This is a genomic window from Janthinobacterium sp. GW460-12-1-14-LB5, assembly GCF_059423585.1.
Window position 1 is genome coordinate 39,047 of the sequence record NZ_JBWKYD010000006.1, and the last position, 24,296, is coordinate 63,342.

Here is a 24,296-nt window from a genome sequence, read left to right on the forward strand (position 1 = left end):
CCTCATGCCAATTTTTCCAATACGTGTGCGATCGCCTCATTGGCGTCGCGCTTGCCTGCTGCCAGTGCCGCCTGCGCCATCTGCTGGCAAGTATCGCGCGTCAAGGACGCCAGCAGAGTGCTCAGCGACACCGCACTCATTTCCGTCTGCGGCAGATGAATCGCCGCGCCTTGCTTCGCCATCCATTGCGCGTTGTCGCGCTGGTGGCTGGTGGTCGACGCCACCAGCGGCACGAGCACGCTGGCCACGCCGGCCGCCGTCAATTCCGACAGGGTGATCGCGCCCGCGCGGCAAATCACCAGGTCGGCTTCCGTATACGCCCGGGCCATGTCGTCGATGAAGTCGACCACATTGGCTTGCACGCCCGCCTGCGCATACGCGGCATGCAGGGCGTCGATATTCTTCTTGCCCGACTGGTGCGTCACCAGCGGGCGTTCGCCCGGCGGCATCAGCACCAGCGCCGCCGGCAAATTATCGTTCAGCGCTTTCGCGCCCAGGCTGCCGCCCACCACCAGGATGCGCAGCGGTCCGCTGCGGCCCGCGAAACGCGGCGCTGGCGGCGCCATCGCGAGGATCTCGGCGCGCACGGGATTGCCCGTGACGACGGCCTTGCCGGCCGCGCTGCCGAAATCGGCGGGAAAGCCGAAACACACTTGCTGCGCCAGCGGCACCAGGGTCTTGTTCGACAACAGCAGCGCCGCGTCGGCATTGACCAGCACCAGCGGCACGCCCTTCAGGCGCGCCATCAGACCGCCCGGCACGGTGACGTAGCCGCCCATGCCCATCACTACATCCGGCTTGCGGCTGGCAATGAAACGGCGGATGGCAAAGAAGCTGGCCAGCATCCTGAAGCCGCCCTGGATGGTGTGCGCCAGGCCCTTGCCGCGCATGCCGGAGAATGCAATGGCATCCATGGGAATGCCGCTTTTCGGCACCAGTTCCTGCTCCATGCCATGCGTCGTGCCCAGCCAGCTCACTTCCCAGCCGCGCGCGCGCATCGTCTGCGCAATCGCCAGGCCCGGGAAGATATGGCCGCCGGTGCCGGCCGCCATAATCATCAGTCTTTTCGTCGTTTTCAAGTTCGTCACGTTGTTCATAGCCGGCCTCCCCGCATCAGGATCCGGTTTTCGTAATCGATGCGCAGCAGGATCGCCAGGCCGATACAGTTAATCAGTACGCCCGTGCCGCCATAACTCATCAAGGGCAAGGTCAGGCCCTTGGTCGGCAGCAGGCCCAGGTTCACGCCCATGTTGATGAAGGTCTGCACGCCGATCCAGATGGCGATGCCCTTCGCCGTCAGGCCGGCAAAGGTCTGGTCGATGGCGATCGCCTGGCGGCCGATGTCGAAGGCGCGCTTGATAATCCAGTAAAACATGCCGATCACGACCAGCACGCCCACCAGGCCCAACTCCTCGCCGATCACGGCCAGCAAAAAGTCCGTGTGCGCTTCAGGCAGGTAATGCAGTTTTTCCACGCTGCCGCCCAGGCCCACGCCAAACAGTTCGCCGCGCCCGAAAGCGATCAGCGAGTGCGTCAGCTGGTAAGCCTTGTTCAGCGCATTGTCTTCCTGCCACGGATCGAGATACGCAAAAAACCGCTCGCGGCGGAATTTCGACAGGGCGATGATGGTGACGAAGATTGCCGTCAGCATAGCGCCGATGCCGCCGAACCAGATGGCGTTGACGCCACCCAAGAACAGGATGCCCATGGCGATGCAGACGATCACGCCGAAGGCGCCCAGGTCGGGTTCCATCAGCAGCAGCAGGCCGACGAAACTGACGGCCAGCGCCATCGGCATGAAGCCCTTGGTCAGCTTGTGCATGTATTCCTGCTTGCGCACCGTGTAGTCGGCCGCGTACAGCACCATCACCACCTTCATCAGTTCGGACGGCTGCGGCCGCAGGCCCGGCAGGTTCAGCCAGCGGCGGCCGCCGTTGACGGACACGCCCAGGCCCGGTATCAGTACCATCACCAGCAGCACCAGGGTGCCGATGAACAGCCACGGCGCCATCTTTTGCCAGGTGGCGACGGGGATGCGGAACACCAGCGCGCCGGCGATCACCGACACGCCGATGAACAGCGCCTGGCGCACGACAAAATAATTGTTCGTATAAGCGGCGAACTTGCGCGCATCCGACAGCGAGATCGACGCCGAGTACACCATCACCATGCCCAGCAACATGAGCAGCAGGACAACCCACACCAGCGGCTTGTCATAGTCCATCATCTTCGACTGCCGCGCGCGGCCATCCAGCGGCTTGGCAGCCGAGCCGGAACCAAAGCTGAAGGGCAGTTGGAAGGCCATCAGATATCCTGTCCGTTTTCCAGGGCGATGTCGCGCACGGCGTCGACAAACACCTGCGCGCGGTGCGCATAGTTCTTGAACATGTCCAGGCTCGCGCACGCGGGCGACAGCAGCACGGCATCGCCGGCCAGCGCCAGGCTGCTGGCGCGCTTGACGGCTTCGGGCAAGGTGGCGCAGTCAACGATGTCCACGCCGGCCGGCTCCAGCGCCGCGCGCAGCGCAGGCGCATCGCGGCCGATCAGCACCACGGCGCGCACATAGCGCGACACGGGTTCGGCCAGCGGCGAGAAATCCTGCCCCTTGCCGTCGCCGCCGGCGATCAGCACCAGGCGCTGTTCCGCGCCGCCGAAGGCCTTGCCCAGGCCGGACAGCGCAGCCACTGTCGCGCCCACGTTGGTGCCCTTGCTGTCATCGTAGTATTCAACTTCAGCCACGGCCGTGATCAGCTCCACCCGGTGCGGCTCGCCCTGGTATTCGCGCAAACCATGCAGCAGCGGCGCGAATGGCAGGCCGATGGCGCGGCACAGGGCCAGCGCCGCCAGCGCATTCGAGGCGTTATGCTGGCCGCGGATTTTCAGCGCGTCGGCCGGCATCAGTTTCTTGGCCATCGTCGGCACCGGTTCCGGCGCCGGATCGTTCTTCCTGCGTTTTTTCTCGATCACTTCTTCGCTGGGCACGGCTTGCGCCAGCCAGAAGATGCCGCGTTCATTGACGAGGCCAAAGCTGTCCACTTCCGCCGGTTCGCCCGTGCCGAAGGTGATCGTCTCGGTCAGCGGATCGGCCATGTGCATGACAGCCGCATCGTCGCGGTTCAATATGCGCACGGTCTGCTCGCCGAAGATGCGCGCCTTGTCGGCAGCGTAGGCCGCCATGTCGCCATGCCAGTCCAGGTGATCCTGCGACAGATTCAGGACCGTGGCCGCATCGGCCTGCAGGCTGAACGTCGTGTGCAGCTGGAAGCTGGACAACTCGAGTATCCATGCCTGCGGCAAGGTACTGGCGACGGGTTCCACCGCTTCAGCGTCCGCATCGACCGGCTGCGGCGCGGGCTCGGCATCGAGCACCTCGCGCAGCACGTCCAGCGCGGCCGGGCTGATATTGCCGGCCACGCGCGTGGCCAGGCCCGCGCGTTCGCACAACAGGCCCACCAGGCTCGTGACCGTCGTCTTGCCGTTGGTGCCCGTGATGGCGATGACTTTCGGCGCATAGCCGCGTTCCGCCTTGAGCGCCGCCAGGGCCTGCGCGAACAGTTCGATCTCGCCCCACACGGGGATGTTCTTTTCCTGCGCCGCCGGGGCGATTCCAGCCAGTTCGCGGCCCGGCGCCAGGCCGGGGCTGACGGCGACGAAATCGACGCCCTCAAGCAATTCCGCCGTGAAGGCGCCGGCGATGAACTGCGCCTGCGGCACGGCGGCCTGCAGGACGGCCAGGCGCTCCGGAGTTTCCCTTGTGTCGGCCACGCGCACGGCAGCGCCGCTGCGGGCCAGCCACAGGGCCATGGCCAGGCCAGACTCCCCGAGGCCCAGTACCAGTGCGGTTTTATCTTGGTACATCATCAGCGCAGCTTCAAAGTGGTCAGGCCGAGCAGCACCAGCATCATGGTGATGATCCAGAAACGCACGACCACCTGCGTCTCCTTCCAGCCTTTTTGTTCAAAATGGTGGTGCAACGGCGCCATCAGGAAGACGCGGCGGCCCGCGCCATAGCGCTTCTTGGTGTACTTGAACCAGACGACCTGGATGATCACGGACAGCGTTTCGACGACGAAGATGCCGCCCATGATGAACAGGACGATTTCCTGGCGCACGATGACGGCGATGGTGCCCAGTGCGCCGCCCAGCGCCAGCGCGCCCACGTCGCCCATGAACACTTTGGCGGGGTGGGTGTTATACCAGAGGAAGGCCAGGCCGGAACCGGCCAGCGCGCCGCAGAAGATCACCAGTTCGCCGGCGCCCGGAATGTGCGGGATGAACAGGTAGCGCGCATACGTGGCGTTGCCCGTCAGATAGGCGAACAGACCCAGGGCCGTGCCCACCATCACGGTCGGCATGATGGCCAGGCCGTCGAGACCGTCCGTGAAGTTGACGGCGTTGCTGGTGCCGACGATGACGCAATAGGTCAGCGCGATGAAGCCCCACACGCCCAGCGGATAGCTGATGGTCTTGAAGAACGGCACGATCAAATCGGCCTTCGGCGGCAGGTCCATGGCGAAGCCCGACTGCACCCAGGCGTAGATCAGATTCCACACGTGGCCCGCGTCAGGTTCCGACACGGAGACGGAAAATGCCAGGTAAAACGCGGCGACGATGCCGATCAGCGACTGCCAGAAGTATTTTTCACGCGAGCGCATGCCCTCCGGATCCTGGTGCACCACCTTGCGGTAGTCGTCGGCCCAACCGACGGCGCCAAAGCCCAGGGTGACGATCAGCACGGGCCAGATGAAGCGGTTCGACAGGTCGGCCCACAGCAAGGTGGAAATGCCGATGGCAATGAGGATCAGCACACCGCCCATGGTGGGCGTGCCGTGCTTTTTCAGATGCGTTTGCGGGCCGTCCGTGCGCACGGCCTGGCCGACCTTCATGCGCGTGAGCATGCGGATCACGGCGGGGCCGGCGCACAGGCCGATCAAAATCGCCGTCAGGGTGGCGAAGACGGCGCGGAAAGTGATGAAGTTAAAGACCCGCAATGGGCCAATGTCGTCCTGGAAATAATGAGCGAGCCAGAGCAGCATGATTAGTGAGCTTCCTTGTTTTTGTTGTTTGAACCAATCAAATGCTGCACGGCCCGTTCCATCTTCATGAAGCGGGAGCCCTTGATTAATACTGTTGCATCCGAACGGCCGGACAGACGCGCATCGAGCGCCGCCAGCAAGCCGTCGAACTGTTCGAAATACTCCACGACCGTGCCTGATTCCTGGCTTGCGGCAGCCTGCGCCGGATTCACCAGATGGCGCGCCAGGCCGCCCGTCGCCAGCACGTATTCAATGCCTTTGGCGGCGGCGTAGGCGCCGATCTCTTCGTGGAACTGCTGCCCCTGCGTGCCGACTTCGCCCATCTCGCCCAGCACCAGGATGCGCGGTTTTGCTGCCTGCGCCAGCACGTCGATGGCCGCGCGCGCCGAATCCGGATTGGCGTTATACGTGTCGTCGATGATGGTGGCGCCGTTGGCGGCACGTTTTTTCTGCAGGCGGCCATTCACCGGCGCGAACGCCTCCAGGCCCTGCTTGATATGTTCGATGGCGATGCCGGCGCCGACGGCGCATGCCACCGCGGCCAGCGCATTGCGCACATTGTGGTCGCCCGCCGCCTGCAGGCCGACGAAAAACTGGCGCAAGCTGCCATCCTGTGCGCGCACGCTCACGAACAAGTCGCTGCCAAAATCCTCGGCCGCGCGGTGCGTGCAGCTCACGTCGGCGTCCTTCGACAGGCCGAAGGTGATGACGGCACGCGCGCCGGCCAGCTCGCGCCACAGGGGCGTGAATTCGTCGCCATGCGGGAAGACGGCCACGCCGTCATCGCCCAGGGCCGCCAGCGCGGCGCCGTTTTCGCGCGCCACCGCTTCCACCGTATGCATGAATTCCTGGTGCTCGCGCTGCGCGTTGTTGACCATCGCCAGGGTCGGCGCGGCAATCGCGGCCAGACGCGCGATCTCGCCCGGATGGTTCATGCCCATCTCGATGACGGCCGCCTTGTGCTGCCCACTCAGGCGGAACAGGGTCAATGGCACGCCGATTTCATTATTCAGGTTGCCGCGCGTGGCCAGACGCGCTTCTTCGCCAAAGGCCGCCGCCAGGATCGATGAAATCATTTCCTTGACGGTGGTCTTGCCGTTGCTGCCGGTGACGCCGATAACGGGCACATTGAAACGGCCGCGCCAGTGGTTGGCGATGCGGCCCAGCGCGGCCAGGGTATCGGGCACCACGATGGCCGCCACCTTGCCGCTGTCCCAGCCTGCGGGCAGGCGCTCGACCACCACGGCGGCGACGCCGCTGGCGGCCACTTGTTCAAGAAAATCGTGGGCGTCGAAACTCTCGCCGCGCAGGGCGACGAACAGCGAACCGGCCTGGGCGCTGCGGCTGTCGGTGGAAACGCCGTCAAAAACGGCGTCGCCCGTGAGCTGCGACCCTTGCAGCGACGGCATCAGTTCTGTCAGGGTGCCGCGCATCAGTTCGTCCTCATCATGGTCAGGCGCGCGGACAGGGCCAGCTGCGCATGGTCGGCGTCGGAGAACGGCAGCTTCTTGCCCTTGATTTCCTGGTACGGCTCATGGCCCTTGCCCGCCAACAGGATCACGTCCGGCTTGGCCGCATGCTTGATGGCCGACAGGATGGCGGCGGCGCGGTCTTCGATGGCTTGCGGCTGCGGGCCGTCGGCACGCATGCCTGCGACGATCTGCGCGATGATGGTATGCGGGTCTTCGCTGCGCGGATTGTCGCTGGTGACGAGCACGTGATCGGCCAGCTGCGCGATGGCGCCCATCTGCGGACGCTTGCCCGGATCGCGGTCGCCGCCGCAGCCGAACACGCACCACAACTGGCCGCCCCGCTCCTGCGCCACCTGGCGCAAGGCGGCCAGGGTCTTTTCCAGCGCGTCCGGCGTATGCGCGTAATCGATGACGACCATCGGCGCTTCCTGTCCACCCACCTGCTGCATGCGGCCCGGGGCCGGCTGCAGCGATTCGATGCCGTCGATGGCGGCGCGCAGGCCGGTGCCGTGCGCCAGCAAGGCGCCCAGCACGGCCAACGCGTTGCTGATATTGAAATGGCCCACCAACTGCGTCTTGACCAGCGCCACGCCCAGCGCGCACTCCAGGTGGAAGTCGGTGCCGGCATTGCGGGTGCGGAACTGGCTGGCACGCAGCATCAGCACACTCGGCAAGTCGGGCAAGGCCGCCGCATCTTGCAAGGTGTAGCCGATGACGGGATATTCGCCGGCCAGCTTGCCGTCCACGTGCGCCGCCAGACGCAGGCCCATGGGGTCGTCCAGGTTGATGACAGCCGTTTTCAGGCCGGGCCAGTCGAACAGTTTGACTTTGGCCGCCTCGTAGGCCGCCATGTCGCCATGGTAGTCGAGGTGGTCGCGTGTCAGATTGGTAAACATCGCGACATCGAAATGCATGCCAGACGCGCGGTCCTGGTCCAGGCCAATCGACGACACTTCGATGGCAACGGCCTTGGCGCCAGCGTCGCGCATGACGGCCAGTTTGCGTGCCAGCAGCACGGCGTCGGGCGTGGTGTAGCCGGTGACGTCGAATTCGATGGCGCCGCGCGGCTTGCACAGGCCCACGCCCAAGGTCCCGATGACGGACGATGTTTCGCTCAGGCGCGCCAGGGCTTGCGCCAGCCAGAGCGCGCACGAGGTCTTGCCATTCGTGCCAGTCACGCCGGCGCTGAACATGGCGCTGTCGGGCATATCGTAAAAAGCATGCGCCACGGGGCCGGCCAGGCGTTTCAGGTCGCTGACCAGCAGATGCGGCACGGTCCATGCGGCGTTCCATTCCACGGCGTCATGCACGATGGCGGCGGCGCCCTGCGCGATGGCGGCGTCGATGAAATGTGTGGCGCCCGCGTAGGCGAAAAATACGTCGCCGCGCTGCACGCGGCGCGAATCGGACGTCAGCTGCCCCGACGGGGCAGCCGTTTTGATCCACAAACTGATGTCTTGTATGGTCATGAGTGACTTCACATGGCCTCCGGGCCGGCATTGGCCGGGACCACGATTTCGGTAACGGAGGAATCGGGCGGTACGTTCATCGCGCGCAGCGCGTTGGTCGCAATCGCCGCGAAAGCGGGAGCGGCGACCTGGCCGCCATAGTGGGCGGGGCCGGTCGGTTCATCGATCATCACGGCAATGATGAAGCGCGGTGCCGACATCGGCACCATGCCCACGAAAGAGCCGATGTATTTGCGCGGCATCGCATAGCGGCCGTTTTCCACCTTATAGGCGGTGCCCGTCTTGCCGCCCACGCGGTAGCCGGCAACCTGAGCGCGCTTGGCCGAGCCGTGCGCGCCGGAGACCACCAGTTCGAGCATGGCGCGCATTTCTGCGGCCGTCTTCGGCTTGATCACCTGCTGGCCCACGGGCAGTTCATTGACCTTCTGGAACGACAGGGGAATCGTGTCGCCGTCGCGCGCGAACATCATATAAGAGCGCGCCAGCTGGATCAGCGACACGGAAATACCGTTACCGTAGCTCATGGTCGCCTGTTCCACCGGGCGCCACGATTTATACGGACGCACGCGGCCGGCCACGGCGCCGGGGAAGCCCCATTTCGGCTGCTGGCCGAAGCCCACCTTGGTAAACATTTCCCACATTTCCTGCGACGGCATGCCCAGCGCGATCTTCGAGGTGCCGATGTTCGACGACATCTCGATGATTTCGGAGACGTTGATCACGCCGTGCGGCTTGGTGTCGGTGATCGTGCGGTCGGCGATGGTATAGCGGCCCGGGCCCGTGTCGATCAGGGTGGTCGGCTTGACCCGGCCCGTGTCGAGCGCCAGCGACACCGTGATCGGTTTCAGGGTCGAACCGGGCTCAAAAGTATCGGTCATCACGCGGTTGCGCAACTGCTGGCCCGTGAGCTTGCGGCGGTCGTTCGGGTCGTAGCTCGGGTAATTGGCCAGGGCCAGCACTTCGCCCGTGTGCACGTCGAGCACCACGGCGCCGCCCGCCTTGGCATTGAATTTTTCCACCGCTTCCTTCAGCTGCGTGAAGGCGATGTACTGGATCTTGCTATCGACGGACAGGGTCAGGTCCTTGCCGTCATGCGGTTCGTGGATGAAGCCGATGTCTTCGACGATGTGGCCCAGGCGGTCCTTGATCACGCGGCGGCTGCCGGTGGTGCCGACGAGGGTTTTCTGCTGCGCCAGTTCCATGCTTTCCTGGCCCACGTCTTCCACGTTGGTAAAGCCCACCACGTGGGTCATCACTTCGCCCTGCGGATAAAAGCGCTTGTATTCCTTGCGCTCGTCGATGCCGTCGATGCCCAGCTTGGAAATCTTGTCGGCCACGTCCATCTCGACCTGGCGTTTCAGGTAAACGAAGCTGCGGTCCGAATCGAGCTTCTTGCGCAATTCATTGACGTTCATTTCCAGCAGGCCGGCCAGCGCATTGATTTTCTCGGGCGACGCCTGCAGCACGTCGTCGGGAATGGCCCAGATGGCTTTCACGGGGACGGACGACGCCAGCACCTGGCCGTTGCGGTCGGTGATCTTGCCGCGCGTGGCGGGCAATTCCAAGGTGCGCTCATAGCGCGCCTTGCCCTGTTTTTGCAGGAACTGCGTCGACACGCCCTGCAGCCACAGGGCGCGCGCGCCCAGGCCGGCGAAAGCGAAGAACAGCAGGAACAGCACGACGCGCGAACGCCAGACGGGCAGACGCACCGCCAGTACGGGGTTCTTCGAGAATGGCACGCCTTTCGATGCCGCCACCCGGCCGTTGCTGTTACCGCCCAACTTCATTATTCGCCCTCCGTCAGGTATTGCGTACGCGCCGCCGTCAGCGGCGTCATGCTCAGGTCACGCCGTGCAATCGCTTCGATGCGTTCATGCTTGCCCAGGGTGGACTGGTCCAGCTGCAGCTGCGCCCAGTCGATGTCGAGCTGGCGCGACAGCGCTTGCGCGCGCTCCAGGTCGATCAGCAGGTGGCGCGACTGGTACTGCGCGTTCACCAGCGACAGGCCGCAGCACACCAGCAGGGCCGACAGCACGACACACAGCTTGCCAGTCATCGGGCGCCGCCACTGACTGGGATGGGCAAACGCTGCGCCACGCGCATCACGGCCGAACGCGAACGGGGATTGCCCTCGATCTCGGCGTCGGACGGCTTCATCTTCGAAATCAGCTTCATTTCCGGCTGCGGCAAGTCGACCGCGCGGATCGGCAGGCGGCGGTCAGGCTGCTCCACGTTCGCCTTCGAGGCGAAGAAGCGCTTGACCATGCGGTCTTCCAGCGAATGAAAACTGATCACCGCCATGCGCGCACCGGGCGCCAGGCAGGCATATGCCTGGTTCAAGCCGATCTCGAGATCCTCGAGCTCTTTGTTAATGAAAATGCGTATGGCCTGAAAGGTGCGGGTAGCGGGGTCCTTACCCTTCTCGCGGGTCTTGACGGCGCCTGCCACGATGCCGGCAAGCTGTCGTGTGCTTGAAATTGGCTGGACTGCCCGGCCAGCAACAATCGCCTTTGCAATCTGAAAAGCAAACCGTTCTTCCCCATAATCGCGTATCACTTTCTCTAAATTCTGCTCGGTTTCCACCGCCAGCCATTCGGCCGCGGAGATGCCGCGCGTAGTATCCATGCGCATGTCCAGCGGCCCGTCGTTGCGGAAGCTGAAACCGCGCGCCGCGTCGTCGACCTGCGGCGACGAGATGCCCAGGTCGAGCAGGATGCCGTCCACCTGCTGCACGCCGCGTTCGGCCAGGCTGGCCGTCATGGTGGCAAAGCTGTCATGGACGATGTCAAAGCGAGGGTCGCCGATCTGTTCGGCCGTGGCGATGGCCTGCAAATCCTTGTCGAAGCCGATCAGGCGCGCGTCAGCGGCCAGGCGCGACAGGATCAAGCGGCTATGGCCGCCGCGGCCAAACGTGCCATCGACGTAAATGCCGTGCGCGCGGTCGCCCGACAGGTCGAGCGCATCGACCGCTTCATCGAGCAGCACCGTGCGATGCTGAAATTCCGGCACCGTGAGTTGTGTCATTACGGAGCCTTAGAAAGAAAAATTGGAAAGTACATCGGGGGTGCCGGCATCGATCGCCTGCTGTTCTTTGTCGGCCAACTTGGCGGCATCCCATATTTCAAAGTGGCTGCCCATGCCGATCATCATGACTTCGCGCGCCAGTCCGACGGCGTTGCGCAATTCGGGCGAGATCAGCACGCGGCCGGCCGAGTCCAGCTCGACGTCGACGGCGTTGCCGAGGAAGATGCGCTGCCAGGCGCGCGCCGACATGGGCCAGGCGGCGATTTGCTGGCGGTGGCTTTCCCACACGGGACGGGGGAAAAACAGCAGGCAGCCATCGGGGTGTTTGGTCAGGGTCAAGCGGCCTTCGCATTGAATCGACAGCGCGTCACGGTGCTTGGCAGGGATAGACATCCTGCCTTTGGCATCGAGATTGATTGCGGACGCGCCTTGAAACACGGAAGACCTTTTTTTGAGCTTGGCTTGCGACGCTTGCGCATCACGATGAAAAGGGAAAATTTCCCACAAAAACACACTTTTTCACACAGTTGCCCACTTTAGAGGAAGCAAAGATAGTGGTCAAGCGGTTTCCGATTGGCAAAACAGGAATTTTATTAATGAAATTAAGGACTTAGCGCATATCGTTGAAGGAGTCTCAAATAAAAATATATCGATAAATTAGATACTTATGAAAGATAGTGAATGTGCTACCTCATCTGCACACATGTGTTTTCCTACCGTAAACATCGAAAAAAACGAAATCGGAAAATTGAATTTTTTACAGTTAGTTGACACATGACAATACTTTCGTCATCCAGGCACAACAGCAATCAGTCCCAGCGAAAGACTTGGTTTAAAGCAAAAGAAATTCGCCCATGGCGCGCATCGGCCCTGTTTTCCGGGGGCTGGCCTGCTGCGGGAAAACTATTTTTGCAATGCAGCAATTAATTGGAAGCAAGAAACTTTAACCAATTGTCCACTTTAGTTGTATATACAACTTTATCTTGATTGCTATATTTTTAGAAACAAAAAAAGCCCCGTTGCGGGGGCTTTTTTGGGCGGCGCGCAGCTGGCAAAACGCTGCGGCCGAGATACTCCCTGGCAAGCCAGGAAGCAGGAATTCAAGTGAAGCAGGCCGGTAGGCCGGATTTTGTTACGGCGCCTTCCCTTGCAGGTCGGCGCTATGACAGTCATTCCTCTAGGCGCCAGATTACTCGGGCGCTCAAGCTTTCTACCCGCACGCTCCGCGAGCAGCATCATCGCGTGCCTATTTGAAATTGCACCAGGTGGAGGTTACCGCGTTTCACCGTAACTTAATACGCTCGTCTCTGTGGCCCTATTCCTCGCCTTATACCTTGCGGCTTTCAGCGGACGGCCGTTAACCGTCACCCCGCTCTATGGAGTCCGGACCTTCCTCCCGCCAGCGCATTGCTGCGCCGGCCAGCGACTGTCTGGCCTGCTTCACCCGCCATTGTACCGCGCCGCAGCATGTTTCTGCAAAAAGGCCTGTGCAGGAACGACACCGCTCGCCGGGCCCCTCATCGGGCCACGGCCCGGGAGATTGTGTAATTCGGTGTCGCCATTTCAAAAGCCGGGCCAAATCGGCTCACATAGAATGGGGCAAGCTGCTTGCATGCAGGCGCATGCGCACCGCTTGCCCCACTTCTTTGCCACCCACTAGAATATAAAGAGCCGAACATGACGCAACAACCCCGTACCGGCGGCCAGATCCTGGTCGATGCCCTGCAGATCCACGGTGTCGACACCGCCTTTGGCGTGCCTGGCGAAAGCTACCTCGACGTGCTCGACGCCCTGCACGATTCGGGCATCCGCTTCATCATCAACCGCCAGGAAGGCGGCGCCGCCTTCATGGCCGAAGCCTACGGCAAGCTGACGGGCAAGCCGGGCATCTGCTTCGTCACGCGCGGACCGGGCGCCACCAACGCCTCGATCGGCGTGCACACGGCCTACCAGGATTCGACCCCTATGATCCTGTTCATCGGCCAGGTGGGCAACGATTTCATCGACCGCGAAGCGTTCCAGGAAATCGACTACCGCCGCATGTACGGCCAGATGGCCAAGTGGGTGGCGCAGATCGACCGCGCCGAGCGCATCCCCGAATACCTGGCGCGCGCCTTCCAGGTGGCCACCAGCGGCCGGCCCGGCCCCGTCGTGCTGGCCTTGCCGGAAGACATGCTCATTTCCATGGCGACTGTCGCCGACACGCGCGCCTACCAAGCCGTGCAGGCATCGCCATCGGATGCGCAACTGCAGCAGCTGCGCGCCATGCTGGCGACGGCCAAGCAGCCGCTGGTGTTGCTCGGCGGCACCACCTGGACGCCGCAGGCCTGCGCCGACCTGCAACAGTTTGCCGAAGCGAATCACTTGCCCGTCGCCTGCGCCTTCCGCTTCCAGGACTTGCTCGACAATGCACACCCGAACTACATCGGCGACGTCGGCATCGGCATCAACCCGAAACTGGCCGCGCGCGTGAAAAATGCCGACCTGGTCATCGCCATCGGGCCGCGCCTGGGCGAAATGACGACGGGCGGCTACACCCTGTTCGACTCGCCCGTGCCGCGCCAGCGCCTCGTGCACATCCATACGGATGCCGAAGAGCTGGGCAGCGTCTACCAGGCTGAGCTGATGATCAACAGCGGCATGCCGCAGGTCTGCGCCATGCTGGCCGCCATGGCCCCCGTCGATGCTTCCGCATGGAAACATACGCCGGCCGAAGCCAAAGCCGAGCTGGCCGCCTACCAGGAGCAGCCGCCCATCTTCCAGGATGGCCAGGCGCCGCTGGACCTGTGGCAAGTCACGCAGGACATCATGGCGCAGGCGCCCCTGGATACCATCCTGACGAATGGCGCCGGCAATTACGCCTCGTGGGCGCACCGTTTTTATCGCTACGGCGGCATGCGCACGCAACTGGCGCCGACGAATGGCGCCATGGGCTACGGCGTGCCGTCGGGCGTGGCGGCGAAGATCGTGCACCCGGAGCGCACCGTCATCACCTTCGCCGGTGATGGCGAGTACATGATGAATGGCCAGGAACTGGCCACGGCAGTCCAATACCAGGCGGGCGTGGTCATCATCGTTTTCAACAACCAGATGTTCGGCACCATCCGCATGCACCAGGAACGCGACTACCCGGGCCGCGTGTCGGGCACGACCCTGCACAACCCGGATTTTGCGGTGCTGGCGCAGGCGTATGGCGCGCATGGCGAAGTGGTGAATACAACGGAAGAGTTCGCCCCTGCCCTGCAACGGGCGCTGGCGCACGCCAGGACCAACAGCTTGCCGGCCCTGATCGAACTGCGCTACGACGGCAACCTGATCACGCCGAACGCGACCCTGGCCACCATCCGCGCGAATGCGGAAAAGGCGCAAGCGGCAAAATAAGCCACTGGCAAGGCTGAAAATGGCAAAGGCCCGGTCGATACCGGGCCTTTTTCATATGCAAATCACAACAACTCAGGCGGCAGGCGCCTCGGTGCCGTCTTGCGCCGGCACCTGCGCTGGCGCTTCCGGCAGCGGCGGACATGGCGTGCAGTTTTTCAGCGGACGGCCGAAATCGCGCACGCGGCTCAGCTTCATGGGCATGCGCACATTGCCGCCGCAATAATCGCCTTCCAGGGTCAGGGTCTGACCATCTTTGGAAAACTTGCCGACGATGGTGCGTTCCTCGCTGTCGGCGCTGGCGATGGTGAAGTCGAAGGCGCCCGTGGCGGCATCGAGGTTGACGTCGTTGGCCACGATAGGCCAGCTCAGGGCGCCGGCCGTGAATTCATAGATGACGGAATCGGCCTCGGCAAAGCGGTGCAGGGTCACGCGCTGGCCGCCGATTTCGCCGCTATCCTTTTGCAGGCACAGATCCGAGTAGACGGCCACGCCGTAGCGTTCCAGTCCGGCCGGCTTCTTGCCCTTGACGGCGGCGGCAACGGCGCCCGCGGCGCCAGCGAACAGCAGCGCGGCCAGCATGGCGGCCAGGCGCGGCGATGGGTATGAAGACATGGCATTCCTTTACTTGAGTAACGGCGTCATTATAACTGGCGCCGCACATGCAAAAACGCGCCGCCAGGCCGAAGCCAGACAGCGCGTTTCCTTGCTTGCAGCATCCCCGAAGGGATGCCGTAGCGGTACTAAGCTTCGCTTGCGCGAATATTAGAACGAGTGACGAACACCAACGTTGAAGGCTTTGTCGCCCGTACCAACATTGCTGTTGTTACCAACGGTGTAGCCAGCGTTGTTTTTGTTCGAGATCTTGGCGTACGAAGCGTAGGTGCTGGTGCGCTTCGACAGAGCGTACGAGTAGCCCAGTGCGAACTGGTTCGCATCGGCGTTCAGGCCCGATTTGTCGTTCACGTGGATAACCGAAGCCATCACGGTGCCGGCTGGACCAACTGGTACCGTTGCGCCGATCAGGGCGGTGGTGCTGTCATCGCTGGTCTTAGCCGAGGTGTAGTTGAATGCATTCAGGTCGCCGTTGTTACGCAGCGAGCTGTTTGCACCTTTGTTGATGCCGTAGGCAGCGTACGCTTTCGCTACTGCGAAGTCGTAGTTTGCGGCTACCAGCCAGTTGCGTGCGCTACCGCTTTCGACAACAGCGGTGTGAGCATTGTTCGCTACGTCGTTCGACGTGGTGTTGTATGCCAGGCGTGCATTCAAAGGACCGTTCGAGTAGCCAACCGACGCGCCGATTTGACGACCGATTTTGCTCGACAGTGCATCTTCGTTGCCTTTGTTGGCAGCGCTGTACGAAACGTCAGCATCGAAGCCGCTGAAGTTAGGCGACGAGTACATTACGGTGTTGCTGGTACGGGTCGTGTTCGCTGGGAACAAGTTCTTAGCGGAACCAGCGTAGCCAACTGCGAATGGATCAGCAACTTTCGACAGGGTGTTGTACCAAGGGGTGTATTGACGACCCAGGGTCAGGGTACCGGTCGTTTTGCTGCTCAGGCCTACGTAGGCTTGACGGCCGAACAGGCCTTCGTTAGCGTTTTGCGCGCCGGAATCAACGTTGAAACCCGATTCCAGAACGAACAGTGCCGACAGGCCGCTGCCCAGATCTTCGGTGCCTTTGAAGCCCAGACGGGAAGCCGAAGCTACGCCGCTGTCGATTTTGTTAACGTTGCCGTTAACACCGCCGCGCTCGCTGACGAAACCAGCGTCAACGGTACCGTAGATAACAACGCTCGATTGAGCTTGGGCTACGCCAGTGGCTGCTGCCAGAACTGCCAGGGTGATCAGAGTTTTTTTCATTGCGATTTCCTTTAATTTTGAAGCAAAAAGTAATACAGCCTATGCATCTCGAGCTGCGCTCTAGCAGAGCGCTTTTTATGAGTGAGGGCAAGGTCTCCACCTGCCACATTGCTGTTCCGGTCAGGGGAACAATTCATATCGGTATCGGCACGCTATTGCACCGATAAGCTTGAAGGCTGCAGAGCGACCGTATTTTCGTGCGCCGGTTCGGTGCTCAAAGGGCACCGGAAGCGGCACTATAACGACCGTTTCACATTCCATCAAGTTCCAACATGTTACTTCCGGTACCAGGCCGAGGGCTTTTTCAGGCATCCCGACCATCGCCAACCGTACTACGCGACAGAGCCAGTGCCCCTTGCCAACCAATGCATTGGCCTGATTGACCATTCCATCATAGCGCATGCCTAGTCGACACCCGTTGTATTAGTGCAACAGTATCAGGCGCATGATGAAAACGTCAACATGCTTCACCCATCATTTACCGTCCACGACTTACACGACAAAGCGTGCAATTTGTAAGGTGATAATGGATAAACGGGACGAAGCATACACGGCATCGCCAATGTTTGCTGCCGGACGCACAAAAACGGGAAATTTTGCGCCCTGTTTTGGTGCGTTGCCGCATTATTCAGGGGCGTAGGCGCCAATTCCGACGTCGGCGCAAGAATCAGAAAAATAGGCAGAGTATCAACACAATTACTGACTTTCCGGTAATTTAAATTGCTCACATAGAAATGTTTTCCATGTTTTCCAGTCAACGCCACAGCGCGCCGATTTGAACGGATGAGGACGACTCTTGCTTGCAAATTGCACATCAGTTGAAACAATTTCTTACAATGTTGCCTTCTCAATATTTTGACATATTTGTGTCAAAAAAACGACACATTGACCGAAATCAAGTTTTCCGCAGCCCCATTCCACACAATTTACTTTTTCTTTTTCACATTTTTTGCTTAAAAGCATCAAGAAACAGCTTAACGCTGGCCTGCGCGCCGCAGCATGCGCATGAAAGGGCCCAGCAAAGGCAGCTTTTCATACAATTCTTCCGCGACATCCCAATAATCGCGGTGCAAGACCACCCGTCCCAGCGCATCGAAACGCACATGTGTTGCGCCACGAATACATTGTTCGCCAGATACCAGGCGTTTCATGCGAAAGCGAAACTCCCACGTCAGGAAGGCTTGCTGCCCCTGCCCCATACTTTCCAGCACGACAAACCGGGGCGCATCGACTTGCACGAACATATGCTCGAAGATGGCGAGGATGGCGGCATGGCCCGCCACCTCATTGAACGGGTCCTTGAAAAGAGCGTCCGGCGCATACACGGCGCCCAGCTGCGCCAGGTTTTCGATGCTCAGGTGTTCGTAAAACGCCACCAGGCGCGCCAGCGGGCCATCCATGCTTGCGCTCATAGTCCCGTCACCTTGCGGATCAGCCAAAAATAGGCGCGGTACGGCAACAGCCGTGCCAGGCGCATGGTATTCGTGAAGCGTTTGGGGAAATGGATGTGGAACTGGCCCCGCTCAATGCCGTCGAGCATGGCGGCGGCCGCATCCTGCGCCGTCATCAGGGCCGGCATGGTGAAATCGTTGTCTGCCGTCAAGGGCGTGGCGACAAAACCCGGGTTGATCTGATACACGCCGATGCCGCGTGGATGCAAATCCAGGTACAGCGACTCCGTCAGGTTGATCAGCGCCGCCTTGCTGGCGCCATACGCGAGCGCCTTGGGCAAGCCGCCATAGCCGGCCACCGAAGCAACGATGCCGATGCCGCCACTGCCCTGGCGCAACAGCCACGGCAAGGCTTGTTCCAGGCAATGGAAGACGCCGCCCACATTCAGGGCCAGCAAGCCCTGGGCCGCCTCCAGGTCAAAACTATCGGCGCGCATGGCTTGATAGCCGCCAGCCACCACCAGGATCAGGTCGACGTGCGGCCACTGCTGCATGAGTTCGGCGCACGCGGCCCGCACTTGCGCGGGCTGAGTGATATCGAGCGGCAAGGCCTGCGCCAGCGGCTGTCCCTCGCACAGCTGCTCCAGGCTGGCGCGATGGCGGGCCGACAGGGCCACGCAGGCGCCCTGCTGCAGCAGCAAGGTGGCGCAGGCGGCGCCGATGCCGCTGGACGCACCGATGATCCACACGCGCTTGCCGGCCCAGCTGGTGATCTTGCGATTCATGGGGCCGCCTGCGGGCGTTTGCTGAACGATAAAGTGACGGCGCCCAGGCTGAAACCGAACTTGCTCATGGCGGCGCGGTTGAGCATGACCTTGTCATCCATCAGGAACATCCAATCCTCGAAGTCGACGTGATACACGGTGCCATCGACGGGCAAGGCCAGCACGTATTGCCAGCGCAGCGCATTGCCGGCCACTTCGCCGACAGCTTCCCCGATGACGTCGGGCGCCGTGCCGATGAAGCGTCCGGGCGCCGTCTTGCGCAGGGTCCACACGCGGCGCTGCCTGCTGCCGTCGGCATACGTGAAATCTTCGTCCAGCGTGCCCGTCTCGCCCGCCCAGCTGGCGCGCATCACCACCGTGAAGCGTTTCACGACCTTGCCGGAGCGGTCCTGGAAGATGCCGTGGGCGTCCAGCGTGCCGTTGAAATACTGCTGCAAGTCCAGTTTCGGCAATTCCTGCGCGTACATGACAGGCAGGGGCGGCGTGGAGCAGGCGGCCAGCGCCAGCAGCAAGGCCGCCGCCGTCATGCCGCGTGTATACAATGTCATGAGGCGCATGCGTGATTCTCCCGATGTTCGCTATGTTCGCTATATATATGTTGCAGGGGCGCGCGCCACAGCAGCAGCGCCGCCAGCAGTTTCAATATGCAGGGCAGCAAGGCGTACGCGGCGGACAGGGCCGGCAAGCCGCAGCTCCTCCCGGGCACATAGCCAAGCCATGCCAGCAGGGGCAAGGCGATGCCGGCCGCCAGCGCCAGGCTCATTTGCACGCCCCAGTTCCACCAGCCGAAATACGCCGCTTCATGCCGCCCGGCATGGCCAGCCGCGCCGATCAGCCCCGCCAGCAAGGCCGGCGGCAAGGCCAGGTCCGCACCCAGCGCCAGGCCCGACAGCAGGCAGATGGCGGCAAAACCCCAGACGGCGCCCGCGCCCAGGCCATACGCCCAGACAAACACACTGGCGGCCAGCAGCATGGCGCCACCCCAGGCGCGCGCCTCGCCAAAGCGGCGCGCCAGGGCTACCCACACGGGCATCGAGGCGGCCGCCGCGCAAAAGTAGACGATCAGGAAGGGGCCAGCGTAGTGGCCCAGGCGCAGATAATCGCCGGCAAAGAACAGGAACAGGGTGGCGGGGATGGCGGCGGCCACGCCATTGACGAGCAAAACAGCGAACAGCCAGCGGAACGCGCGCTGGCGCAATGGCAGCCGCCAGCCGCCACGGGACGCTGCCGCCGTGACGGCGGACAAGGCCGGACGCGGCGCGCGCGCCAGCAGCAGCGCGCCCGCCGCCAGCAGGCAGGCGGCAAAGGCCAGCGACAAACCGTCATAGCCAAGCACGGAAGTCAGCCCGGCCGCCAGGATCACGCCAAGCAAGCCGCAGCCTTCGCGCACGGCCGCCACGCGCGCCCGCTGCGTGGGCGCCTGGCTCAGGGCCGCGCCCCAGCTCTGGTGCGCGATGCCGGCCAGGCCATAGGCGGCGTAGACGAGCAGCAAGGCGGCCAAAAACCAGGCCAGGGTGGCCGCTTCCTGCATGGCGGGCGGATGAAACAGGGCGCCAAAGCCCAGCAGCAGCAAGGGCAGCGCGGCGCCGACATACACGGCATAGCTGCGCCCGCCACGCGCCATCCAGGCCCCCAGGGCCGGATCGATGAAAGCGGCGGCGATGCGGGCCGCCAGCAGCACGGCGCCGATCTGCGCCAGGTCAAGACTGCTGCGCTGCGCATAAAACGGCGCCACATAGATATAGATGGGCAGCGCCAGCATGGCCAGCGGCAAGCCGAACAAGCCATAGCTGAACAGGGCGGGCAAGGTCAACGCGCTGGCCCCGGCGTTCATGGCAGCGGCGCCGCACTCTGCAGCAAGGCCGCGCGCAGCTTGGGCGCCGTCGACTCGGGCGACAGCCAGATGGCAAAAAACGCGCGCGCGAAATCGCCATCGCTCACATCGGCCAGCACCTTGCCATCGAGATAAAAGCGCACGCCGGGCGCGATGCCGGCCCGGTAGACGCCCGCGATGCGCTGGTCCTCCTTGACGTCAGGAAAGATACGCTGCATGGTGGACAGCCAGGCCAGGCGCTGCTCCGGCGTGCCGGCGCCGATTTTCTGCATCTGTTCATAGCTGGCCTCGGCGATCTTCTTGCCGTCGAGCGAACGCGCGTAGCGCAATTCCAGCGCAAACGGCGCCGTTGCCGACGCCGCGCCCTGGTAGCCCTGCGGTCCTACCCACAGTTGTGCCCGATAAATACGCATGCCGAACCACGTGTATTCGCCCTCGCCCGCCAGCCGGGCCTCGGGCACGTCGGCGGCGACAAAGTCCGGCGGCGCGGCCGCGGCACTGGATATGCTCAACGACAACACGATAATGGCAAGCCAGCGGCGCATGGTCAGTCCTTGATCAGGGTAAATTGCATCACATCCGTGTTGTGCGCCTGGAAGGCGGCCTCGCAGTATGCGAGGTAAAACTCCCAGGTCAGCAGGAAACGGCCATCGAAACCCTGCCTTTCCAGCGCCGTGCGCCGGGCCAGGAAGCTGGCGCGCCACTGGCGCAGGGTTTCCGCGTAATCGAGGCCAAAGCGGAAGGCGTCCACCACGCGCAAGCCCTGCGCCTCGGCGGCGCGGCGAAATTCCATCGGTGACGGCAGCATGCCGCCCGGGAAGATGTATTGCTGGATGAAATCCGTGCTCTTGCTGTAGCGCTCGAACAAGTCATCGGCGATGACGATGGTCTGGATGCAGGCGCGTCCGCCCCGCTTCAGGTTGCGCGCCACGCAGGCGAAATAGCCGGGCCAGTAGCTTTGCCCCACGGCTTCGAACATTTCGATCGAGGCGATGGCGTCGTACTGGCCATGGCTGTCGCGGTAATCGCACAGCTGCAAGTCGGCCTGCGCCGCCAGCCCCGCATCCCGCAGGCGCTGGCGCGCATACGCCAGTTGCTCGGTCGACAAGGTCAAGCCCGTCACATGGGCGCCATAGCTGCGCGCCGCCGTTTCCGCGAAACCGCCCCAGCCGCAGCCGATTTCCAGCACCTTGGCGCCTGGCTGCAGCTGCAGCTGGTCCGCGATGCGCCGGTATTTGGCTACTTGCGCCTGCTCCAGGCCGGCGCCTTCGGTAAACAGGGCGCTCGAATACGTCATCGACGGGTCCAGCCACAGCTGATAGAAGGCGTTGCCGATGTCGTAATGGGCGTGGATATTCTTCTTGCTGCCGGCGCGCGAATTGCGGTGCAGCAGATGGCGCACTCTATATAAGAGGTTGCCCCACCAGTTGCCGTAGATCAAGGATTCGATCTGTGCGCGGTTGCGTATCATCAATTCGATCAGGCCCGGCAAATTGTCCGTGCGCCAGTCGCCGGCGATAAACGTTTCCGCGAAGCCGATGTCGCCCGAGCGCAGCACGGCGGAACACAGGCGCCAGTTGTGCAAGTCCAGGGTGACGGGCTGGCTGCCGTCGCCGTACAGCAAGACGCTGCCGTCCGGCGTGCGCAGACGCAGGGCGCCATATTGCAGTTTTTGCAGCAGGCGCACGATCATGCGCGCGCTGGCGGGCATGTCCAGATGCACGGGGCATACGCTGCTGCGCGCATGCAAGCCGGTCGGCAGGGAATCGGAACTCATCGGGACACCTTTTCTTGTGGGGGAAGGGGTTTGCTGAAAAACGGCACGCGGCGCAGCCACAGGCGCAAGGCTTGCCAATGGATGCGCGCCATCACGCCGAACGTCATCAGGGGGTAGCGCAGCAAGGCCCAGGCGATGGCGCCATCGCGCAAGGGCTGCGCCGTGCCGGACAAGCTCGTCTGGAGCAATGGGCCGTCGAGGTCGTCGTAATCGACCCGGGCCAGGTGGCGCTCGCCGCCCTGCTCGCTGTTGCGCAGGAAACGGAAGCGGTAATGGCCTTCCACCTTGCAAAATGGCGACACATGGAAAATTTTGCTGGCTTGCAATTCGCTGCCATAGGCGATGGGCCCGCCCTGCTCGAGCAGGTACAGGTGGCGCTCGCCGAAGGTATTGCGCACGTCGCAGACCACGGCCCGCAAGGAGCCATCCGGGCGGTGGCAAAACCAGAAGCTGACGGGATTGAAGACGTAGCCGAACATGCGCGGCATGGTTTGCAGCCAGATTTCGCCGCCGGCATCGACCACGCCGTGCTGGCGCAGCAAGCCGTCGATCCAGTCCAGCAGCGGCGTGGTTCCGTCACCATGGTCGCCGTCGCGGAAGGACAGCAGATTGGCGCCATTGCGCGAAATCAGGCGTGCCGGGAAATCCTGCATCCCCATGCTGCGCAAGGGCAGGCGCAGATAAAACATGCCGTAAGCAAAGGCATGCACGCGCGGGCGCAGGCGCGCATGGCGCACCCGCCCCAGGCACAGCTGGGGCTGCGGCTGGGACGGCTGAGTGCGATCACGCGGCATGGCCGAGCTCCGCCGCCGCCATGCCGTTCAGCGCTTCGGCCACCGCCAGGCCCGACTTCAAGCCGTCTTCATGGAAACCATAGCCCGTCCAGGCGCCCGCAAACCACGTGTGCTGCGCGCCCTGGAAAGCGGCCAGGCGCGCCTGGGCGGCAATGGCCGCGCCATCGAACACGGGATGCGCGTAGGAAAACTCGTCGATCACCTTGGCCGGATCGGGTTCGTCGAGCGGATTGAGCGAAACGAGGACGGGCGTATTGAAGGGCAAGGGCTGCAACTGGTTCAGCAAATAGTGCACGCACACTTGCGGCGCCTCGCCTTGCGCGGCCGGCCTGCCCTGGTAATTCCAGGCCGACCAGGCGCGGCGGCGCCGCGGCAGGCAGGACGCATCCGTATGCAGCACTGCCCGGTTCGGCTGGTAGCGCACGGCTTCGAGCACGCCGCGTTCGTCGTCGCGGATGTCCGCCAGCAGGGCCAGCGACTGGTCGCTGTGGCAGGCCAACACCACGTGGTCGGCATGTTCGACGCCGGCGGCCGTGTGCAGTTCGATCATGCGCGCGCCGCCGTGGGCTTGGCGGCGCACGGCCAGCACGGGGCACGCCAGGCGCTGCTGCGGGATGCCCGCCAGCAGTTTTTCCACGTACACGCGCGCGCCGCCCCGCACCGTGCGCCACTGGGGCCGGTCGCTCACTTGCAGCAAGCCGTGGTTGTGGCAGAAACGGATGAAGGTGGCCAGCGGAAAGGCCAGCATCTGGCGCGCCGGGCACGACCAGATGCAGGCGGCCATCGGGAGCAGATACCAGTGGCGGAACTCGTCGCCATAGCCGTGCAGGTCGAGGAACTCGCCCAGCGGCATGGCCGGCGCCGGCACGCTGGCCGTCGCCAGCGCGCTGGCTTGCCGGTTGAAACGCAGGATGTCGCGCAGCATGCGCAGGAAGGCGGGGCGCAGCAGATTGCCGCGCTGGGCAAACACGGTATCCAGATTGGCGCCCGCCCATTCCAGCACGCGGGCGCCGGACGAGGTGCCCAGCGGCATCTTCACGGAAAACGACATGTCGCTGTCGGCCGCCTCGACACCGAGTTCGTCAAACAGTTGCACCAGGTGCGGATAGGTGGCGTGGTTGAAAACAAGAAAACCCGTGTCGACGCCATGCGTGACGCCATCGAGCGTGACATCGACAGTATGGCTGTGGCCGCCAAAGTAGTCGCCCGCCTCGTACAAGGTGACATCCTGGCCCGCCTGCGCCAGGCGATAGGCACACGACAAACCGGCAATTCCCGCTCCGACGACAGCGATTTTCATAACAGTATCCGTATCAAGTTTGTCCAGGACAAATCAATATTCAATCAAATATTGATTTATGTCAATGAGGGCGCGAGCCGCTCAGAAACTTATACGCGGACCATTTCCAATCGGATTCAGCTATTTGGCCCCGGGGCGGCGGAAGGCGTAAAATGCATGCCACGTTCTTCCGC

At 63.0% G+C, this 24,296-nt stretch carries 21 protein-coding genes and 1 other RNA gene; 1 reads left to right on the plus strand and 21 read right to left on the minus strand.

What is annotated here, in order from left to right:
• Positions 1-2: 2 nt before the first annotated feature.
• The 11 genes from murG to rnpB all read right to left on the minus strand — a co-directional run bounded on the left by murG (position 3) and on the right by rnpB (position 12,443).
• On the minus strand, positions 3-1,097 hold the full coding sequence (murG, locus tag AC07X6_RS07445; RefSeq protein ID WP_494790541.1) for an undecaprenyldiphospho-muramoylpentapeptide beta-N-acetylglucosaminyltransferase: 1,095 nt from the start codon (positions 1,095-1,097) through the stop codon (positions 3-5).
• Complete coding sequence (ftsW, locus tag AC07X6_RS07450; RefSeq protein WP_230541480.1) at positions 1,094-2,305, minus strand: putative lipid II flippase FtsW; 1,212 nt, start codon at positions 2,303-2,305, stop codon at positions 1,094-1,096. The genes murG and ftsW overlap by 4 nt, the downstream gene beginning before the upstream one ends.
• On the minus strand, positions 2,305-3,861 hold the full coding sequence (gene murD / locus AC07X6_RS07455; protein WP_494790542.1) for a UDP-N-acetylmuramoyl-L-alanine--D-glutamate ligase: 1,557 nt from the start codon (positions 3,859-3,861) through the stop codon (positions 2,305-2,307). Before murD ends, ftsW begins: the two co-directional genes overlap by 1 nt.
• Positions 3,861-5,036, minus strand: coding sequence for a phospho-N-acetylmuramoyl-pentapeptide-transferase (mraY, locus tag AC07X6_RS07460; RefSeq protein ID WP_034748886.1), 1,176 nt, complete (start codon positions 5,034-5,036; stop codon positions 3,861-3,863). Before mraY ends, murD begins: the two co-directional genes overlap by 1 nt.
• 2 nt (positions 5,037-5,038) lie before the next feature.
• Positions 5,039-6,469, minus strand: a complete 1,431-nt coding sequence (locus AC07X6_RS07465) for a UDP-N-acetylmuramoyl-tripeptide--D-alanyl-D-alanine ligase (RefSeq protein ID WP_494790543.1) — start codon at positions 6,467-6,469, stop codon at positions 5,039-5,041.
• Positions 6,469-7,977, minus strand: coding sequence for a UDP-N-acetylmuramoyl-L-alanyl-D-glutamate--2,6-diaminopimelate ligase (locus tag AC07X6_RS07470; RefSeq protein WP_494790544.1), 1,509 nt, complete (start codon positions 7,975-7,977; stop codon positions 6,469-6,471). The genes AC07X6_RS07465 and AC07X6_RS07470 overlap by 1 nt, the downstream gene beginning before the upstream one ends.
• 8 nt (positions 7,978-7,985) lie before the next feature.
• The gene (locus AC07X6_RS07475; protein WP_152254313.1) at positions 7,986-9,764 is read right to left on the minus strand and encodes a peptidoglycan D,D-transpeptidase FtsI family protein; all 1,779 of its coding nucleotides are present in this window, start codon (positions 9,762-9,764) and stop codon (positions 7,986-7,988) included.
• The gene (ftsL, locus tag AC07X6_RS07480; protein ID WP_010394930.1) at positions 9,764-10,033 is read right to left on the minus strand and encodes a cell division protein FtsL; all 270 of its coding nucleotides are present in this window, start codon (positions 10,031-10,033) and stop codon (positions 9,764-9,766) included. The genes AC07X6_RS07475 and ftsL overlap by 1 nt, the downstream gene beginning before the upstream one ends.
• Complete coding sequence (gene rsmH, locus AC07X6_RS07485) at positions 10,030-11,001, minus strand: 16S rRNA (cytosine(1402)-N(4))-methyltransferase RsmH (protein WP_494790545.1); 972 nt, start codon at positions 10,999-11,001, stop codon at positions 10,030-10,032. The genes ftsL and rsmH overlap by 4 nt, the downstream gene beginning before the upstream one ends.
• Before the next feature lie 9 nt (positions 11,002-11,010).
• Positions 11,011-11,439, minus strand: a complete 429-nt coding sequence (mraZ, locus tag AC07X6_RS07490) for a division/cell wall cluster transcriptional repressor MraZ (RefSeq protein WP_230541485.1) — start codon at positions 11,437-11,439, stop codon at positions 11,011-11,013.
• 664 nt (positions 11,440-12,103) lie between these two features.
• An RNA gene (rnpB, locus tag AC07X6_RS07495) (RNase P RNA component class A) lies at positions 12,104-12,443 on the minus strand.
• 235 nt (positions 12,444-12,678) lie between these two features.
• Here rnpB and AC07X6_RS07500 point away from each other — a divergent pair.
• On the plus strand, positions 12,679-14,382 hold the full coding sequence (locus tag AC07X6_RS07500; RefSeq protein WP_494790546.1) for a thiamine pyrophosphate-binding protein: 1,704 nt from the start codon (positions 12,679-12,681) through the stop codon (positions 14,380-14,382).
• Between the two features lie 72 nt (positions 14,383-14,454).
• Here AC07X6_RS07500 and AC07X6_RS07505 read toward each other — a convergent pair whose 3' ends face one another.
• The 10 genes from AC07X6_RS07505 to AC07X6_RS07550 form a co-directional block, all read right to left on the minus strand.
• On the minus strand, positions 14,455-14,994 hold the full coding sequence (locus tag AC07X6_RS07505) for a hypothetical protein (RefSeq protein WP_494790547.1): 540 nt from the start codon (positions 14,992-14,994) through the stop codon (positions 14,455-14,457).
• A 150-nt stretch (positions 14,995-15,144) separates the two neighbouring features.
• Positions 15,145-16,242, minus strand: a complete 1,098-nt coding sequence (locus AC07X6_RS07510) for a porin (RefSeq protein ID WP_230541488.1) — start codon at positions 16,240-16,242, stop codon at positions 15,145-15,147.
• A gap of 974 nt (positions 16,243-17,216) precedes the next feature.
• A complete protein-coding gene (locus tag AC07X6_RS07515; RefSeq protein ID WP_494790548.1) occupies positions 17,217-17,654 on the minus strand; it encodes a nuclear transport factor 2 family protein in 438 nt (145 codons plus the stop codon).
• Positions 17,651-18,418 (minus strand): SDR family NAD(P)-dependent oxidoreductase, encoded by a 768-nt coding sequence (locus AC07X6_RS07520; RefSeq protein ID WP_494790549.1) that lies wholly within the window; start codon positions 18,416-18,418, stop codon positions 17,651-17,653. Before AC07X6_RS07520 ends, AC07X6_RS07515 begins: the two co-directional genes overlap by 4 nt.
• Complete coding sequence (locus AC07X6_RS07525; RefSeq protein ID WP_494790550.1) at positions 18,415-18,975, minus strand: DUF3833 domain-containing protein; 561 nt, start codon at positions 18,973-18,975, stop codon at positions 18,415-18,417. Before AC07X6_RS07525 ends, AC07X6_RS07520 begins: the two co-directional genes overlap by 4 nt.
• Positions 18,963-20,252: an MFS transporter gene (locus tag AC07X6_RS07530; RefSeq protein WP_494790551.1), complete on the minus strand. Its 1,290-nt coding sequence runs from the start codon at positions 20,250-20,252 to the stop codon at positions 18,963-18,965. Before AC07X6_RS07530 ends, AC07X6_RS07525 begins: the two co-directional genes overlap by 13 nt.
• Complete coding sequence (locus AC07X6_RS07535) at positions 20,249-20,797, minus strand: chalcone isomerase family protein (protein ID WP_494790552.1); 549 nt, start codon at positions 20,795-20,797, stop codon at positions 20,249-20,251. The genes AC07X6_RS07530 and AC07X6_RS07535 overlap by 4 nt, the downstream gene beginning before the upstream one ends.
• Before the next feature lie 2 nt (positions 20,798-20,799).
• A complete protein-coding gene (locus AC07X6_RS07540) occupies positions 20,800-22,029 on the minus strand; it encodes a class I SAM-dependent methyltransferase (RefSeq protein ID WP_494790553.1) in 1,230 nt (409 codons plus the stop codon).
• Positions 22,026-22,823: a DUF1365 domain-containing protein gene (locus AC07X6_RS07545; RefSeq protein ID WP_494790554.1), complete on the minus strand. Its 798-nt coding sequence runs from the start codon at positions 22,821-22,823 to the stop codon at positions 22,026-22,028. Before AC07X6_RS07545 ends, AC07X6_RS07540 begins: the two co-directional genes overlap by 4 nt.
• Entirely contained in the window at positions 22,813-24,123 is a 1,311-nt protein-coding gene (locus tag AC07X6_RS07550) for an NAD(P)/FAD-dependent oxidoreductase (protein ID WP_494790555.1), read from the minus strand. Before AC07X6_RS07550 ends, AC07X6_RS07545 begins: the two co-directional genes overlap by 11 nt.
• Positions 24,124-24,296 lie beyond the last annotated feature (173 nt).